Raw genomic sequence first — 16,397 nt, 5'->3', positions numbered from 1 at the left:
AAAGGGCGGCTTTCCGTGTGTCACGGGAACCGCCCGTGTCATTACGATGGCCGTTCGAGCTGTTTCTTGAACGTTTCGATCAGCGCCCGCACTTTGGCCGGCGGATGGCTGGTGGGCGGAAACACCGCCTGAATGCTAGCAGGCTCGGTCGCCCATTCGGGCAACAGGCGGATCAACCGGCCCGCGGCGACATCGGCGTCGATCGAGAAATCAGTCAACAGGCCGAATCCGCCGCCGGCAAGCGTCGCCGAGCGGCACGCGTTGGCCGTGTTCACAAGAAACGCGTTTTCGCAGCGCACGCTTTCGGCGTCGCCGTCGTCTGTGCTCTTGCCATTGCTGCGCCGCAGCTCGAGCGTCAATGGGTGCGGCAAGACCGTCAACGCGCAGTAGGGCATCGCCGACAGCTCAGCGGGCGTTTGCGGCTCGCCCCATATTTCGACGAACTCCGGACTCGCTACGATCCACTTGACGAAGCTGCCGAGCTTCACCGCCCGGTAATTGGAGTCGGCCAGCCGGCCGAGGCGGATTGCCACGTCGATGCCGTCCGCGATGAGATCCACATATTGGTCGGTGCACAGCAATTCGACATTGAGCTGCGGATTCGCGCGGCGCAGTTCGACGAGCGCCGGCGCGACGGCAAGCGAGCCGTAGTCGATCGGTGAGCTCACGCGCAAGGTGCCGCGCACAGGCGCCGATTCTCCGCCGATCGCCGTCAGTGCTTCTTCCGTGGCGCGCAGGATCTTCACGCTGGCGTCGTAAAACGCGCGGCCCGCTTCCGTCAAGCCTAGCCGCCGCGTCGTGCGGACCAGCAGGCTCGCGCCCACCTCGGCCTCGAGCCGCTGCATGTGCGTGCTGACCATGGTTTTGGCGAGGCTCAGACGCGCTGCCGCGGCGGTCAGCGAGCCGGCCTCGACGACCGCGACGAAGATCGCCAGGCGGTTCAGGTTTACGTCGCGTACGTCGGCCATGGTGGATTGTCCATCTTCGATTGACTGTGTTTCCCGGATTATCGGGCTTCTGCAAAGGCGTTCGTGCGCATTATGCTCGTTCCATCCCTTCCTGCTCGATGGAGCCTGTTATGCCCGCTGCGCGACCCGCCCAACCGATCCGCCTGTATACAACGCTGCTTTCCGGCCACGGCCATCGGGTGAAGCTCTTTCTGACCCTGCTCGACCTGCCGTTCGAAGTGGTCGAACTGGACATGAAAGCCGGTGATAACCGCAAGCCCGCGTATCTGGCGCTCAACCCGTTCGGGCAGGTGCCGACGATCCAGGACGGCGATCTCACGCTGTTCGATTCGAACGCGATTCTCGTGTATCTGGCAAAGCGTTACGGCGACGCCTCGTGGCTGCCGGAAGACCCGCTCGGCGCGGCCACCGTACAGCGCTGGCTGTCGCTCGCCGCCGGCCAGATCGCTTACGGGCCATGTGCCGCGCGGCTCGTTACCGTGTTCGGCGCGCCGCTCGATCATGAGAGCGCGAAGAAAATTGCCGTGAAGCTGTTCAACGTGCTCGAAAGCGAACTCACGGACAAGGCGTTCGCCGCGGGCAATCAGGTGACGATTGCCGACATTGCCGCGCACACTTATATCGCACATGCACCGGAAGGCGGCGTGTCGCTCGAACCGTACCCGAACATTCGTGCGTGGTTGCGCCGCGTCGAAGCGTTGCCGCGGTTTGTCGCCATGCCGTCGACGAAGGCCGGACTGCTCGCCGGATGAGCGGCTGATTTTTGACGTCAACGGAGTCCGATGATGTCCACGTTTATTCCTCTGAATAGTTGGGGCGCCGACGCCTCGCCGTTTCACACAGCCGAACTCGCCGCCCAGCAGCGTGCGGGGGTGACAAGCCAGGCGGATTCGTCGGGCCGCCGCGGCATTCGCCGCTCCATGCCGGACCAGCACCGCCAGTTCTTCGCCGAACAGCCGTTCATGGTGTTCGGCGGTGTCGACGCCCACGGCCAGCCATGGGCGACGGTGCGCGCAGGCGCGCCGGGTTTCGTAAGCTCGCCGGATGCGCGGACGCTGCGGATCGAAGGTGGCGTGCTGGCCGGTGATCCGCTGGCGGACCGCTGGCAGAAGGGGGCCATGATCGGCGGCCTTGGACTGCAGCCGAAGACCCGGCGCCGCAACCGGATCAACGGCGTGGTGACATCGGTGGACGGAGCCGCGCTGACCGTCGAGGTTCGTCAGAGCTTCGGCAACTGCGCGAAGTACATTCAGAGCCGTGTGCCGAGCTGGGTGGAGCAGGGCGTGTCCGGGCCTTCGGTGCCGCCGGAAATAGCAACGCAACTCAGCGACGCCGACCGTGAGCTGCTGGCGGGAGCCGACACGTTTTTCATCGCGAGCGCGAATCTCGAAGAGAACGCGGGTCTCGCTCGCGGCGTCGACGTGTCGCATCGCGGCGGGCCGCCGGGGTTCGTTCGTATCAAGGATGAGCACACGCTGACCACGCCCGACTACAGCGGCAACAACTTCTTCAATACGATCGGCAACCTGATCCACGATCCACGCGCGGGGTTGCTGTTCATCGACTTCGCGACCGGCGATCTGGTGTATGTCGCCGCAGTTGCGGAAATCGTCTGGGACGGCGCGGAGCTGGCGGCGTTCGAAGGCGCGCAACGGCTCGTGCGTTTTCACGTGCGGGAAGTGCGGCGCAGCCGGGGCGCATTGCCGTTTCGCTGGTCCGATGTGGAGTTTGCGCCGCAGTTTGCGGCGGCAGTGCGTAAGCCGGTTGCTGCGTCGCCCTGGCACAAGCTGACGGTTGCGGCAGTGGCCGACGAGACACCGTCGATTCGTTCCTTCTACTTCGAATCGATCGACGGCACACCGCTGCCGCCGTACAAAGCGGGGCAGTTTTTGCCGATCCGCCTGCCTGTGCCGGCTCTCGACACACCGCTGATGCGAACCTACACGCTTTCCGATGCGCACAATCCGTTGCGGTATCGAATCAGCGTGAAGCGCGAAGGGGTTGCCTCGAACTGGTTGCACGAGCATCTGGTTGCCGGCATGCAGATCGAAGCGATGAAGCCGCGCGGCACCTTCACCTATGCAGAAGAGAGCCCGCGGCCCGCTGTTTTTATCTCGGCGGGTATCGGCATCACACCGATGATGGCCATGCTCCGGCATGCGTCGGCCGCGTCGCGCGACGACGGCGCGAAAGCGAGGCGACTCTTCTTCTTTCACGGTGCGCGCAGTGATCGTGAACGACCTTTCAGTGCGGATCTGAAGGAGATCGCGGCGCGTAATCCGGCAGTTTCCCTGCATCTCTTCGATAGCGCCGCATCTGTGCCGACTGACGGCGTATCGCCCGGACGGATCGGCATCGACGCGCTGAAACGCGCGCTGCCCTTCGACGACTACGACTTCTATCTATGCGGGCCCGAGCAGTTCATGCAGGACCTGTATGAAGGGCTGCGTGGACTGAACGTCGCGGATGAACGGATTCGCTTCGAAGCGTTCGGCCCGGCGACCGTGAAGCGCACGCGCGCCAGCGAGGGGACGAAGGCACAGGAAGCGCCGGCGCAAGGCACTGACGGTGTGCAGGTGAGCTTTGCGCGTTCGGCGCGTACGATTCAATGGCTGCCGCGCGACGGCAGCTTGCTGGAGCTTGCCGAGGCGCACGGCATCAACGCGCCGTCGAGTTGCCGCTCGGGTATGTGCGGCACATGTTCGACGCGTGTGTTGGCGGGAAAGGTTGAGTACGACGGCGAAGTGGAGGCGCAGATCGAACGCGGTGCTGCGCTGATTTGCATGGCGCATCCGGTTGCCTGCGATCCCGGTGCGCAAGCTGGTGTAACGCTGGACTTGTGATCAGTGAACGATAGCGCCGGCCGATGTCACGCGGGCGGCGTCGTCAATGGGTCGACTCGTGAACGTCGGCGCCTGACAGGCAGCGCAGTGCCCGATCGCCATCGCTGCGCGCTGCTTCCTCAATCGGAAAGGTTTCCGTGCTGAACGCCACCACCTTGAATCCGGATCCGGCCGCACGCGGCGTGGTGATGCCCCAATGCCAGCCGCCGTCCTGCTCGAAGACATGCAGAACAGCCGTGTTTGGTACGTGTAAAGCCTCATAAGTCGTCATGGCACATTCCTCCGTCGCAACATGACCGTGAGTGCGAATTGCATACTTCTACGCTGAGTTTAGTGCATTTTGCTGCACCGCAATATCTAGTTTGTTGTAGAAATGCTGAATTAGTATGTGGACTCGCAACCAGCGCGGGATGCGTGCACCAAAACATTCCAGCGCGAGCCGCATGCAGGATTGCGATGACGTAGCGATGGGCATGGTTCGGCGTCTGCCATACATGTGCGAGGAAAGTGGAAAACAGATCGGGCCGGCTCGCTGGAAAGCGAGTACCGGCCCGTGTTTACCGCGCTAATTGCCTGGTGCCAGGCGCAAGCGGTGAGTCGTCAGAAATCGAGTCCCGGTGCGCCCGCGCCAGGACCGCCTGGCTGACCTGCGGCCGGCGTATCCTTCGGTGCCTCGTGAACGGTGGCGTCGGTGGTCAGCAGCAGTCCGGCTACCGAAGCCGCGTTCTGCAGCGCGGTGCGTGTGACCTTGGTCGGATCCAGCACGCCCGATTCGACCAGATCGCCATATTCGCCGGTCTGTGCGTTGTAACCGAAATTGCCCGTGCCTTCAGCGACCTTCGCGACCACCACGCTCGCTTCCTCGCCCGCATTCGTGACAATCTGGCGCAACGGTTCTTCGAGCGCGCGCAACACGATCTTGATGCCTGCATCCTGATCGGCATTCACGCCCCTGAGCCCGCTGATCGCCTGCTTCACGCGAATCAGCGCGACGCCGCCGCCCGGCACGATACCTTCTTCAACGGCTGCGCGCGTTGCATGCAGTGCGTCGTCGACACGGTCTTTCTTTTCCTTGACCTCGATTTCGGTTGCGCCGCCCACCTTGATCACCGCCACGCCACCCGCCAGCTTCGCGACGCGTTCCTGAAGTTTTTCGCGGTCGTAGTCGGAAGTCGCTTCCTCGATCTGCACGCGAATCTGCTTCACGCGCGCTTCGATATTCTTGCTGTCGCCCGCGCCGTCGATGACCGTGGTGTTCTCCTTGCCGACTTCGATGCGCTTGGCCTGACCCAGTTCGGCGAGCGTCGCTTTATCGAGCGTCAGGCCAGTTTCTTCAGCGATCACTTGCCCGCCGGTGAGGATCGCAATGTCTTCGAGCAGCGCCTTGCGACGATCGCCGAAGCCGGGCGCCTTTACCGCGACGGTCTTCAGAATGCCGCGAATGTTGTTGACCACCAGCGTGGCGAGCGCCTCGCCTTCCACGTCTTCCGCAATGATCAGCAGCGGGCGGCCGGCTTTCGCGACCTGTTCCAGGATCGGCAACAGATCACGAATGTTCGACACCTTCTTGTCGTGCAGCAGCACGAACGGGTTGTCGAGTATCGCAACCTGTTTATCCTGATCGTTGATGAAATACGGCGAGAGGTAGCCACGGTCGAATTGCAGACCTTCCACCACGTCGAGTTCGTCGTCGAGCGACTTGCCGTCTTCCACGGTGATGACGCCTTCCTTGCCGACGCGGTCGATCGCTTCCGCGATACGCTGACCGATCGACTCTTCGCCGTTGGCCGAGATCGTCGCGACCTGCGCGATTTCCTTGCTGGTCGTGGTCGGCTTGCTGATCTTCTTCAGTTCATCGATTGCGGCGACCACGGCCTTGTCGATACCGCGCTTCAGATCCAGCGGGTTGAGGCCCGCCGCCACGTATTTCTGACCTTCGCGCACGATGGCTTGCGCGAGCACAGTCGCCGTCGTGGTGCCGTCGCCCGCCGCGTCACTGGTGCGCGAAGCGACTTCTTTGACAAGCTGCGCGCCGATATTCTGCACGCGGTCCGACAATTCGATTTCCTTCGCGACCGACACACCGTCCTTGGTGACGATGGGCGCGCCGAAGCTGCGTTCGAGCACCACATTGCGGCCTTTCGGACCCAGTGTGACCTTGACCGCATTGGCGAGAATATTGACGCCTTCGACCAGCCTCGAGCGGGCGACGTCGCTGAAAATGATTTCTTTTGCTGCCATGGTTAGACGCTCCCTTCGTTATTGAGTGACGACTGCGACGACATCTTCTTCGCGCAGCACGAGCAGTTCATTACCGTCGACCTTGACCGACTGCCCGGCATATTTGCCGAACAGCACGCGCTCGCCGACTTTCAGATCGGGTTCAATGCGTTTGCCGTCGCTATCGCGCTTGCCCGGTCCGATGGCGATCACTTCGCCCTGATCGGGTTTTTCCGCGGCGCTTTCCGGAATGACAATGCCTGAAGCGGTTTTGGTTTCCTGGTCGAGACGCTTGACGATCAGGCGGTCATGCAAGGGACGTAGGCTCATGGTTCCATTTCCACGGTTGAATTCTGGCACTCGTCGTTGGTGAGTGCTGACCGGGATCGAGTATAGAAATGCGGCGCCCGTTGCTCCAATAACGGATTCATCGATCCTTATCCGCAATTCGCATTTCACAATCGCGCATATTCATAGCTTGATTCGCTGGTTTTGTGCGGAGAGCCGTGTCCCTATACTGATTCGTCACAGCGGCATGTCTTATTGGCGCGCCGGTCCATCTTCCCAACTCAAACAGTCGGATCGAATGCGATCCGTGCGCTTTTACAAGGAATCAAGGCATGCAGGTCTCTCAGGACACCACGGCGCGTGCGAGGCTCGACGCGGCACTCGCCGGGTTACCCGCGCTGGCTCAGGCGATTGGCGAAGACGCCGCGCAACGTGAGGTGCGGCGCGAGTTGCCATTCGACGGCTTCAGGCTGTTTCGCGACTCCGGCCTGGGGGTGCTCCGTTTTCCGGTCGAGTGGGGCGGTTTGGGCGGAACGTTGGAAGACCTCTTCGAGGTGATCGCCACGTTGGGCGCGCATGAATCGAATGTCGCGCACGCACTGCGGATTCACTTCGACCAGACCGAGCAACTGCTGCTGTCGCCGCGTTCCGCCTTCAACGAGACGCAGATCGAGCGCATACGGCAAGGGGCGATCTTTGGCGGTGCGTCCACGGAACTGGGGACGGCGAGGCCGGGCGAAATCGTGACGAAGCTGGTGCGCGACGGCGAGCACTTTCGTGTGACAGGCAGAAAGTACTACTCGACCGGCACCGCGTTCGCCGACTATGCGCGGATCAACGTGCAGAACGAGAACGACGAAAAAGTGTCGATCGTGATTCCCGTGTCGCGTGAAGGATTGCAGGTACTCGACGACTGGGACGGCATGGGGCAACGCATGACGGCGAGCGGCAGCCTCGTGCTCGACAACGTGCAGGTTTTCTCTCACGAGATAGCGACACGCGGCTATACGACGCTCGCCGGCCGGCATGGCAGCGCCGTGCGACAGCTGCATCTGGTAACGGTTGCGGCCGGTATCGTGCGAAACATTCTCGCGGACGCACGGCGCTACGTGACGCAATACGGCCGGCCGGTGCTGCATAGTCCGGCGCCCTCGGCGCGCGAGGATGGTTTCGTGCAGCAGGTGGTGGGCGACCTCGCGGCGCACAGCCTCTCGATCGATGCACTGGTCGCGGCGAACGCACGCACGCTCGACCGCTCGGCGAATGCGATCCACAGCGGCGCGGCGAATGCGGAAGAGCTGGTGCTGGAAGGCGCACTGGCCACTGCCAAAACCCAGCTCGTGGTGAGCAAGCTGGCGCTTTATGCGGGCGAGCGTTTGTTCGAGATTGGCGGCGCATCGGCCACAGGACGCGCGCACAATTTCGACCGTCATTGGCGCAATCTGCGCACCATTTTCAGTCACAACCCTCTGCTGCACAAAGCGCGCGTGATCGGCGACTACGAGTTGAACGGCGTGACCACGCATCTGACCGAAGGACGCGTGTTCTAACGGATTGCCATCCATTCACCACCTTTCGAGCATTGCACACTATGAGCCGAGATTTGCTGTTACTACTGGAGCCGGGCTTTACGGATCCGGATCATCCGGGCGAGCGTTTTATCTGCCCGGACGGAGCGCCGATTGAAGGTTTGCTGGCGAGCGATCCCGCGCGTAACGCCCATCTCGACATTCGCCGCCTGCCGTTTGCGCGTCCGCGCGCCGAGGTGATCGAGGTGCTGGACGCTGAGCACCAGAGTCTGCCGGTACTGATTCTCGGTGACGAGCAGCCCGCGCCCGCCGATGCCCAGACGTTGGGCAGCAAGCGCTTCGTGACAGACACGCGCCGCATTCTCGATCTACTCGCGCAGCGTCACGGTTTCCCCAAAGTGCATTGACGGAGCTGAAGCGGGGTGTATGCCGGGGTAAATGCCGTTAGCGTGTTTCGATGTGACAACGGCATTCACCCCGAGCCGTTGCTCGACCGGGGCCTGTTGCTTCGCTCTAGAACAGATGCTTGACACCCGCCGAGACGGCCACCTGGTTGCTGGTGGTGGACGGTGTCAGATAGCCGATTGCCGCGACCGCCGGCCGTCCCAATGAATCGGTGCCGCTCGCGTGTTGATAAGCGCCGGTCACGTAAATGTCGGTTGCCTTGGAAAGCGAGTACGCCGCACCAAGGTTCAACTGCTCGTATTTGGCGCTCTCTTTTCCGCTCACGCTGCCGCCCTCCGTATAGTCGAACGACGTGCCGAATCGAAGAAACGGCGTGGCCTGATAGCGCAGGCTCGCACTGACGGTGCTCAGCCTCGTCGAACCGCTATAGTGCAGCGTATTCGGCGAAGAGTTCGAGCCCAGCCCACGGAATTGGGTGGTCGAGTAGGCCGCACCGACAATCGCTCCGCCTGCCGTGTAGGTTGCCGCCACGGAAATCGTCTGCTGCGTGTTCGCCGATGCGAAGCCGGCGATCGCCGGATTGGACTCGGCGGTCGTTGCCGAACCCGCGGATCCAAGGTTGTTGCCCGTGGTGCTTGCATTCGCATTGGTGCCGTAAAGCGACGTGTTCGGATTGCGCGCGTTGACGATCGACGCGGCAATGGCGAACGCGCCGCCCGTATAGCTGGCGCCGGTGGACCACAGCTGATTCTGCGTGACGTTCCCGGCCACGCCACCCAAGCTGTACAGCGCGCCGAAGCGGAAGCCGTTGAACGAATCCGAGAGGTACTTCAGCGAATTGTTGATGCGGTGAGTGAAGTTCAGATTGTCGTAGTCCGCCGGATGAATCGCGAGGTTGCCCCAATACCACCCGTAGATCAGTGGCGACACGAATTCCACCGAGGTGTCGCCCTGGCGTCCCAACGTGAACGTGCCGTAGCGGCCGCCATTCAGACCGACCCACGCCTGGCGTCCGAACTCCGTGCCGCCTTGACCAATTGCGCCGTTGTTCACGCTGAAGCCATTTTCAAGCTGGAACAGCGCCTTCAATCCGCCTCCCAGATCTTCCACGCCTTTCAGGCCCCAGCGACTCGACGCGAGTCCCGATGATCCGCTATCGAACTGCGCCACCTGCGCGCCGCCTTTGGGTTTGCCGGAGGACGGCGTTGCAGCCGTCTGCGCGTTATTCGAGTAGGTCACATTGCCGGTCACGATCCCATACAGGGTGACGCTGCTTTGAGCACTGGCCGTACCGACCATGAGAGACGAAACGCTGAAAGCGAAAAGCAGTTTTTTCATAGTTGTTTGAATCGTTTTTGAGGGCGAGTCGGAGAAGTGATTGCCCGAGGAAAATCTCGAATCGGGCGAGCAACGATAAGCAAAACGAATCGACGAAACAAACAATCAAATTCGATATGGATATCGACTATTTCTCTCGAATGAGCGCTAAAACACCGATTCTTTAGCAATAACGCAAACTCTCGACAATAGATACGCAATCCTTATTGGTATGCTTGCGCAGCGATGCTGCCACGACGTAACAAAAGGAAAGGCGGCGTCCCGCCGATGCGCCTTTCCTCCGCACCATGCTTTGCATATACATAACGATTGGTTCTTTTACCGACGCTGCGGCTTTATCGTGAGCGCTGCGGCAGCGGCATTGCCGACACGACAACACTCTATTCGGCCGGCAAGGCCGAAACATCGGCATAAGGATCTGGATTACATGGCACGGTTGAATCGACGCGAATTTCTTATTTCATCGGGCGCGGCGCTCGCGGCGGCCGGCATGCCGGCACTTGCGTTCGCCCAAGGCGAGGCCGGCGCGCCGAAACGGGGCGGCACGCTGAACATGTTGATCAATCCGGAGCCGCCGGTGCTCGTGTCGATCTTCCAGACCACCGGACCCGCGCTCGTCGCGAGTTCCAAAGTGCTGGAAGGCTTGCTGGCTTATGACTTCGACCTGCGCCCGAAGCCGCAACTGGCCACGGCGTGGTCCGTCAGTCCGGACGGCCTGAAGTACACCTTCACCCTGCGGCAGAACGTGAAGTGGCACGACGGCCAGCCGTTCACCTCGGCCGACGTCGCTTTCTCGATCGATCTGCTCAAATCGGTGCATCCACGGGGCCGCAGCACGTTCGCGAATGTGACAAGCATCGCCACGCCCGACGCGCGCACCGCGGTGATCGAGTTGTCGAAGCCCGCGCCGTATCTGTTGAAAGCACTCTCGGCCGGCGAATCGCCAATCGTGCCCAAGCACCTGTACGCGCAGGGCGACCCGCTGTCCAATCCGCACAACAACGCGCCGATCGGCACCGGACCGTTCCGTTTCAAATCGTGGACGCGTGGCGCCAATATCGTCTATGAGCGCAATCCGGACTACTGGGACGCGGGCAAGCCGTACATCGACAGCCTCGTATTCAAGGTGATTCCCGACGCCGCCGCGCGCTCGGCCGCATTCGAAACCGGCGCGTTGGATCTGGGCGGCGAGAACCCGGTGCCGCTCACGGATCTGCCGCGCCTCACGCAACTGCCGCAACTGGCGGTCGAAACGCGCGGCTATCGATTTCTGGAACCGCTCGCCGAGATCGACTTCAATCTCGATCATCCGGTCCTCAAAGACGTGCGCGTGCGCCAGGCCATCGCGCATGCGATCAATCCGCAGGTCGTGCAGCGCACGGTGGCCTACGGCTATGCCGATCTGTCGCCCACGCCGATCACGCCGGGCTCGCCGTATCACGACGCAAAACTCGCACCGTACGCGTTCGATATCGGCAACGCGGAGAAGCTGCTCGACGCCGCGGGCTATCCGCGCAAGGACGGCGGCGTGCGCTTCCGTTTGACGCACGACTTCCTGCCGTACGGCGACATGTACCGGCGCCAGGCCGACTATGTCAAATCCGCGCTGGCGCGTGTCGGTATCGACGTGACGGTTCGCTCGCAGGACTTGCCTGCATTCCTGAAGCGTGTGTATGCCGATCGCCAGTTCGATTTCACGAGCATCGGCGTCAACACGCTATTCGACCCGAGCGTGGGGGTTCAACGCCTCTACTGGTCGAAGAATATCCGCCCCGGTGTGCCGTTTTCGAATGCACCGCATTACAGCAATCCGGAAGTCGACCGCCTGCTCGAAAGCGGCGCGGTCGAAACCGACGAAAGCAAACGCGTCGTGTTGTACCAGCAGTTCCAGCAGATCGTGTACCGCGATCTGCCGATCCTCAACCTGGTCGCGCCGCGCATGGTCACGCTTGCGAACCGGCGCGTTCACAACCACACGGTGTCCGCGCAAGGCCTGGAAGGCAATCTCGCGGATGTCTACCTCAGCGCATGACAGGAGCGGCACGATGAGTCGAGGTTTGCGTTTTGGTGCGATTCTCCGGCGTACCGCATGGCAGGCATTGCCGACGATGATCGGCATCGTGATCCTGAACTTCTTCCTGCTGAAGCTGATGCCGGGCGACGCCGCCGACGTGCTTGCCGGCGAATCCGGTTCGGCGACCGCGGAAACCATGCAGGTGCTGCGCGCGAAGTTCGGTCTCGACCAACCGGTGCTGCATCAATTGTGGTCGTACCTGACGCATCTGTCCCACTTCAGCCTCGGCTATTCACCGCGCTACGACATGCCGGTCATGCAGTTGATCCTGTCGCGCCTGCCCAATACGCTGTTGTTGATGGGCGTGGCGTTGTCGTTCGCGATCGTGACGGGCGTGGTGCTTGGCGCGGTGATGGCACATTGGGCCGGCAAGTGGCCGGACCGTGTGCTCTCCGTGCTGGCCTTGCTGTTCTATTCGACGCCGGGTTTCTGGATTGGATTGCTCGCCATCGTGCTGTTCTCGGTACACCTGGGCTGGTTGCCGAGCGGCGGCAACCTCACGCTCGGCGTGCAATTGCACGGCTTCGCGTATTTCGCCGATGCAGCCCGGCACGTGCTGCTGCCGGCCGCGACGCTGGCCACCTTCTTTGTCGCGATCTATGCGCGGCTGACGCGGGCCGCGATGCTGGAAGTGCAGCGTCAGGACTTCGTGCGTACCGCGCAGGCCAAGGGCTTGCATCCGTGGCGTGTCACGGTGCGGCATGTGCTGCGCAATGCGCTGATGCCGCTCACGACCATCGTCGGGATTCATTTCGGTACGTTGCTGGGCGGCGCCGCGGTGACCGAGACAGTGTTCAGCTGGCCCGGCCTCGGGCGACTCGCGCTCGACGCCGTAATGGCGCGCGATTTCAGCGTGCTGCTCGGCGTGCTGCTGCTGTCTTCGCTGCTCGTGATCATCGCCAATGTGCTGGTCGATCTGCTGCAAGCATGGCTCGACCCGCGCGTCGCGTGATGGATCGCGTAGACGCCACTCGTTTTCTTCCAGAAGGATGACATGGCTTCCGATTCTTCCAATTTGATCTCCACTCCGCCCGAGCCCACGGCATCGCCATGGCGGCGCCAGTTGGCCGGTACGCTGTTTGGTCTGCGGCGCGGCAATGCGGCCGTTGCACCGGAGCGCGCGGGAGCGGGGCGCGGCGTCTGGCGCGCGCTGCTGCGCAATCCGTCGGCGCTCGCCGGGCTGGTGCTGCTCGCGGCGTTCATCGCGCTCGCGCTGAGCGCCGGGCATCTGTTTCCCGGCGATCCGCTCGATATGGTGGCGGCCCCATTCGAATGGCCGGGGACGGACACGCAATATCGGCTCGGCACCGACTCACTCGGGCGCGACGTGGCCGCGGGCATTGCTCATGGCACACGCGTGTCGCTGCTGATCGGCGCGGTGTCGGCCGGCATCGGGCTCGTGATCGGCACGCTGGTCGGTGCAACGGGCGGCTTCTTCGGCGGAGTGATCGATGATGTGCTGGTCCGTATCACAGAACTCTTCCAGACGGTGCCGTCGTTTTTGCTGGTGATCGTGATCGTCGCGATCGGCCGGCCGAGTGTGACGGTCATCGCGCTCGCGATCGGGATCGCTTCTTGGCCGACCGTCGCGCGAATCGTACGAGCGGAATTCCGCTCGCTGCGCCAGTCCGACTTCGTGCTCGCCGCACGCAGCCAGGGGTTCAGCAACGCGCGCATCATCTTCGGCGAGATTCTGCCGAACGCTTTGCCGCCTGTGATCGTGACCGCCTCGGTGATGGTGGCGAGCGCGATCCTGATCGAGTCGTCGCTATCGTTTCTCGGCATGGGGGACCCCAACGTGGTCAGCTGGGGCGGCATGATCGGCGCCGGCCGCGATTCGCTGCGCACGGCATGGTATCTGACCGCGGTTCCCGGCGCGGCGATCGTGCTCGCGGTGCTCGCGCTGAACCTGCTTGGCGACGGCCTGAACGACGCACTCAATCCGCGCCTGCGCGAACGCGCCTGAGACTCTATCCGGCTGAATGGCGGGCGCATTACGCGGCCTGCCGCGCGGCTGACAACGTATTCGAGGATGCACAGTGGCAAACCTGCTTGAAGTACGCGACCTGCGCGTCAGTTTCGGCGCGCACCAAGCCGTACGCGGCCTGAGTTTCGATATCGCGCAAGGCGAGACGCTGGCGCTGGTCGGCGAATCGGGCTGCGGCAAATCAGCAACGGCGCTTTCGTTGATGCGGCTCGTGCCCACGCCGGGGCGCGTGACAGGCAGCCTGCGTTTCGACGGCCGCGAACTGCTCGATCTGCCCGCACGCGAGATCCGGGACATTCGCGGCCGGCAGATCTCGATGATCTTCCAGGAGCCGATGACCTCGCTCAATCCCGTGCTTTCGATCGGCGCGCAGATCGTCGAGACATTGCGCCAGCACGAGAGCCTGTCCAAATCCGCGGCATGGAAGCGCGCGGTCGAATTGCTCGAACTGGTGCAGATTCCCGATCCGCAGCGGCGCGTGTTCGATTATCCGCACGAGCTTTCCGGCGGCCAGCGCCAACGGGTGATGATTGCGATGGCGGTGGCCTGCCGGCCGCGCCTGTTGATTGCGGACGAGCCGACCACGGCGCTCGACGTCACCATTCAGGCGCATATTCTCGAACTGCTCGACGGTTTGCGGCGCGAGTTGTCGATGTCGCTGCTGCTGATCACGCACGATCTCGGCATCGTCGCGAAGCACGCGGACCGTGTTGCGGTCATGCTGGCGGGTGAGAAGGTCGAGGAGGCGCCGGTTGCGCGGCTCTTTACCCAACCGCAGCATGCCTACACACGCGGGCTGCTCGGCGCCTCGCTGAACCTGGCGGACGATCTGCATTATCGCGGGTGGAAGCTGCCGGAAATCCGTCACGGTATCGGCGACGATGGCAAGCCGAGTTTCGCCGTGGTGCCGCGTTCGGTGCGCACCGGCCAATACGTGGCGGACGCGGATGCCACGGGGCGTGCCGCGTCGCCCGGCGATGCGCCGTTGCTCGAACTGCGGGACTTGCGAATCGGCTACCCGCAACGCCATGGGAAGAGCACGCTGCGCGCCGTGGACGGCGTGTCGTTGCAGATCGCTCGCGGCGAGACCGTCGGTCTTGTCGGCGAATCCGGGTGCGGGAAATCGACGCTGTCCAAGGCGATCTTGCGGCTCGTGCCGGCCGCCGGCGGCGCCATCCGCTTGCGCGGCACCGATCTCGTGCCGTTGGGCGAGCGCGAGTTGCGGCCGTTGCGGCGGCATGTGCAGATGGTGTTTCAGGACCCTTACGCGTCGCTCAATCCGCGCCGCACGGTCGCGGACATTCTCGATACCGTGCTGGTGGTAAATGGTGTTGGCAACGCCCAGCAACGCCGCTCACGCATCGCCACCATGCTCGATCGGGTCGGCTTGCCCAACTCGGCGCTCGCGCGTTTTCCGCATGAATTTTCGGGTGGCCAACGGCAACGCATCGGAATAGCGCGGGCATTGGTGCTGGAACCGGATCTGCTGATCTGCGATGAGCCGGTGTCCGCGCTCGACGTATCGATTCAGGCGCAGATTCTCAATCTGCTGGTCGATCTGAAACGCGATCTCGGGCTGGCGTATCTGTTCATCTCGCACGATCTTTCCGTGGTGCGTTATATCGCCGATCGCGTGCATGTGATGCAGGCGGGGCGCATTGTCGAGAGCGGGCACCATCGGGACATCTGGCGCGCGCCCCAACACCCGTACACGCGCACGCTGCTCGACGCGATTCCGGGCCGGACATTCGACGCGCAGGCCGCATAGCGTGCGAGTCCTCGCGAGGGCAGCCTTGTGGCGCCCTCGCGATTCTTCAAACCGTCTCACTCGTTGCCGAAGTACGCCGGCAAGCGAAAGCCGTCATAGAAGCGATTGCTGCGAATCGCGTGCTGGAAGTCTGCAGACTGATAAGCCTGCACGATATCCTGAGTCGCGCGTGCGTTGCGGTTGGCTGCCTTCACGACGACCTGGTTGATATACGGCGGCGTCATCTCTTCGAGCGCGAGCGCATCGGTCAGTTTGTGGCCGCTGAAGATCGCGAAATTGCCCTGAATCGCGGCGTAATCGACATCTTCAAGGGCGCGTGGCGCCTGTGCCGATTCCAGCGGAACGATCTTGATGCCGGCCGGATTGGCGATCACGTCACGCTCGGTGACGTCGACGGGATTCGGGTTTGGTTTGATCCTGATCCAGCCGATCCGCTGGAGTATCTTCAGCGCACGTTCGAGGTTGACCGGATCGTTCGGTACCGCGACGCGAGTGCCGGGTTTGACTTCCGCGAGTGAACGGTGTTTGCTCGAATAGAGTCCCATCGGCGGCGTGGGAACCTGCACCACGCCGACCAGATCCGTTCCGTTGCGATCGTTATACGACTTCAGATAGACCTCGTGCTGCATGACGTCGGCGATGATCTCGCCGCGATAGACAGCCTGGTTCGCTTCGAGGCCGGTGCTGAACTCGACGTATTTGATCGCATAGCCTTTCTTGCGCAATTGCGGCTCGACACCTGCCTTGAATTCGTCGGCATAGGGGCCCGGCACGAAGCCGACGCGCAGTTCCTGCGCGGTGCCGCCGCTGTCGGCGGCATAAGCGGTGAGGGCGGAGAACGCGGTGAAGCTCGCAAGCGTGGTGGCCAGAAGTAAAGCGCCGGTGACACGCCGTCTGACGGCTGATGGTGCTGCAATGGATCGGGACATGATGATAGAAGTGCGGGGAATGGGGGTGATTGGAAGAAGCGGGGCTAT

At 62.6% G+C, this 16,397-nt stretch carries 14 protein-coding genes; 8 read left to right on the top strand and 6 right to left on the bottom strand.

The window, feature by feature from the left end:
* Window positions 1-41 precede the first annotated feature (41 nt).
* A complete protein-coding gene (locus BLW71_RS21970) occupies window positions 42-968 on the bottom strand; it encodes a LysR family transcriptional regulator (protein WP_091801435.1) in 927 nt (308 codons plus the stop codon).
* 110 nt (window positions 969-1,078) lie between these two features.
* Here BLW71_RS21970 and BLW71_RS21965 point away from each other — a divergent pair, with 110 nt between their 5' ends.
* Window positions 1,079-1,720 (top strand): glutathione S-transferase family protein, encoded by a 642-nt coding sequence (locus tag BLW71_RS21965; protein ID WP_091801432.1) that lies wholly within the window; start codon window positions 1,079-1,081, stop codon window positions 1,718-1,720.
* A gap of 33 nt (window positions 1,721-1,753) precedes the next feature.
* Window positions 1,754-3,811 (top strand): pyridoxamine 5'-phosphate oxidase family protein, encoded by a 2,058-nt coding sequence (locus BLW71_RS21960; protein ID WP_091801430.1) that lies wholly within the window; start codon window positions 1,754-1,756, stop codon window positions 3,809-3,811.
* Between the two features lie 43 nt (window positions 3,812-3,854).
* On the opposite strand, the gene BLW71_RS21955 is transcribed toward BLW71_RS21960, so the two are convergent.
* From BLW71_RS21955 to BLW71_RS21945, 3 genes are all read right to left on the bottom strand, one after another.
* Window positions 3,855-4,082 carry a hypothetical protein gene (locus BLW71_RS21955; RefSeq protein ID WP_091801428.1) on the bottom strand — a complete coding sequence of 76 codons (228 nt, stop codon included), beginning with the start codon at window positions 4,080-4,082 and terminating at the stop codon, window positions 3,855-3,857.
* Window positions 4,083-4,411: 329 nt separating this feature from the next.
* On the bottom strand, window positions 4,412-6,052 hold the full coding sequence (gene groL / locus BLW71_RS21950; protein WP_091801425.1) for a chaperonin GroEL: 1,641 nt from the start codon (window positions 6,050-6,052) through the stop codon (window positions 4,412-4,414).
* Between the two features lie 18 nt (window positions 6,053-6,070).
* Window positions 6,071-6,361 (bottom strand): co-chaperone GroES, encoded by a 291-nt coding sequence (locus BLW71_RS21945; RefSeq protein ID WP_007177123.1) that lies wholly within the window; start codon window positions 6,359-6,361, stop codon window positions 6,071-6,073.
* Window positions 6,362-6,651: 290 nt separating this feature from the next.
* Between BLW71_RS21945 and BLW71_RS21940 the strand changes: the two genes are divergently transcribed.
* Both BLW71_RS21940 and BLW71_RS21935 read left to right on the top strand, forming a co-directional pair.
* Complete coding sequence (locus BLW71_RS21940) at window positions 6,652-7,869, top strand: acyl-CoA dehydrogenase family protein (protein ID WP_091801422.1); 1,218 nt, start codon at window positions 6,652-6,654, stop codon at window positions 7,867-7,869.
* 41 nt (window positions 7,870-7,910) lie between these two features.
* On the top strand, window positions 7,911-8,255 hold the full coding sequence (locus BLW71_RS21935; RefSeq protein ID WP_091801419.1) for a DUF3088 domain-containing protein: 345 nt from the start codon (window positions 7,911-7,913) through the stop codon (window positions 8,253-8,255).
* 106 nt (window positions 8,256-8,361) lie between these two features.
* Here the strand turns inward: BLW71_RS21935 and BLW71_RS21930 are convergent, their stop codons facing one another.
* Window positions 8,362-9,591: a porin gene (locus BLW71_RS21930; protein WP_091801417.1), complete on the bottom strand. Its 1,230-nt coding sequence runs from the start codon at window positions 9,589-9,591 to the stop codon at window positions 8,362-8,364.
* Between the two features lie 427 nt (window positions 9,592-10,018).
* Between BLW71_RS21930 and BLW71_RS21925 the strand changes: the two genes are divergently transcribed.
* From BLW71_RS21925 to BLW71_RS21910, 4 genes are all read left to right on the top strand, one after another.
* The gene (locus tag BLW71_RS21925) at window positions 10,019-11,623 is read left to right on the top strand and encodes an ABC transporter substrate-binding protein (RefSeq protein ID WP_091801415.1); all 1,605 of its coding nucleotides are present in this window, start codon (window positions 10,019-10,021) and stop codon (window positions 11,621-11,623) included.
* Window positions 11,624-11,636: 13 nt separating this feature from the next.
* Window positions 11,637-12,617, top strand: coding sequence for an ABC transporter permease (locus tag BLW71_RS21920; RefSeq protein ID WP_091801412.1), 981 nt, complete (start codon window positions 11,637-11,639; stop codon window positions 12,615-12,617).
* Between the two features lie 42 nt (window positions 12,618-12,659).
* Window positions 12,660-13,631 (top strand): ABC transporter permease, encoded by a 972-nt coding sequence (locus BLW71_RS21915; protein WP_091801410.1) that lies wholly within the window; start codon window positions 12,660-12,662, stop codon window positions 13,629-13,631.
* A gap of 73 nt (window positions 13,632-13,704) precedes the next feature.
* A complete protein-coding gene (locus BLW71_RS21910; protein WP_091801408.1) occupies window positions 13,705-15,420 on the top strand; it encodes an ABC transporter ATP-binding protein in 1,716 nt (571 codons plus the stop codon).
* A 56-nt stretch (window positions 15,421-15,476) separates the two neighbouring features.
* Here the strand turns inward: BLW71_RS21910 and BLW71_RS21905 are convergent, their stop codons facing one another.
* Window positions 15,477-16,349 (bottom strand): MetQ/NlpA family ABC transporter substrate-binding protein, encoded by an 873-nt coding sequence (locus BLW71_RS21905; protein WP_091801406.1) that lies wholly within the window; start codon window positions 16,347-16,349, stop codon window positions 15,477-15,479.
* Window positions 16,350-16,397 lie beyond the last annotated feature (48 nt).

The organism is Burkholderia sp. WP9, from assembly GCF_900104795.1.
In the GTDB taxonomy this organism is placed as follows: domain Bacteria; phylum Pseudomonadota; class Gammaproteobacteria; order Burkholderiales; family Burkholderiaceae; genus Paraburkholderia.
This window is presented reverse-complemented; position numbering and strand designations above follow the sequence as displayed.

What these genes read in the sequence shown, in the direction of transcription:
- BLW71_RS21970 (WP_091801435.1), bottom strand. Translation starts at nt 968, where the DNA reads ATGGCCGACGTACGCGACGTAAACCTGAACCGCCTGGCGATCTTCGTC.
- BLW71_RS21965 (WP_091801432.1), top strand. Translation starts at nt 1,079, where the DNA reads ATGCCCGCTGCGCGACCCGCCCAACCGATCCGCCTGTATACAACGCTG.
- BLW71_RS21960 (WP_091801430.1), top strand. Translation starts at nt 1,754, where the DNA reads ATGTCCACGTTTATTCCTCTGAATAGTTGGGGCGCCGACGCCTCGCCG.
- BLW71_RS21955 (WP_091801428.1), bottom strand. Translation starts at nt 4,082, where the DNA reads ATGACGACTTATGAGGCTTTACACGTACCAAACACGGCTGTTCTGCAT.
- groL (WP_091801425.1), bottom strand. Translation starts at nt 6,052, where the DNA reads ATGGCAGCAAAAGAAATCATTTTCAGCGACGTCGCCCGCTCGAGGCTG.
- BLW71_RS21945 (WP_007177123.1), bottom strand. Translation starts at nt 6,361, where the DNA reads ATGAGCCTACGTCCCTTGCATGACCGCCTGATCGTCAAGCGTCTCGAC.
- BLW71_RS21940 (WP_091801422.1), top strand. Translation starts at nt 6,652, where the DNA reads ATGCAGGTCTCTCAGGACACCACGGCGCGTGCGAGGCTCGACGCGGCA.
- BLW71_RS21935 (WP_091801419.1), top strand. Translation starts at nt 7,911, where the DNA reads ATGAGCCGAGATTTGCTGTTACTACTGGAGCCGGGCTTTACGGATCCG.
- BLW71_RS21930 (WP_091801417.1), bottom strand. Translation starts at nt 9,591, where the DNA reads ATGAAAAAACTGCTTTTCGCTTTCAGCGTTTCGTCTCTCATGGTCGGT.
- BLW71_RS21925 (WP_091801415.1), top strand. Translation starts at nt 10,019, where the DNA reads ATGGCACGGTTGAATCGACGCGAATTTCTTATTTCATCGGGCGCGGCG.
- BLW71_RS21920 (WP_091801412.1), top strand. Translation starts at nt 11,637, where the DNA reads ATGAGTCGAGGTTTGCGTTTTGGTGCGATTCTCCGGCGTACCGCATGG.
- BLW71_RS21915 (WP_091801410.1), top strand. Translation starts at nt 12,660, where the DNA reads ATGGCTTCCGATTCTTCCAATTTGATCTCCACTCCGCCCGAGCCCACG.
- BLW71_RS21905 (WP_091801406.1), bottom strand. Translation starts at nt 16,349, where the DNA reads ATGTCCCGATCCATTGCAGCACCATCAGCCGTCAGACGGCGTGTCACC.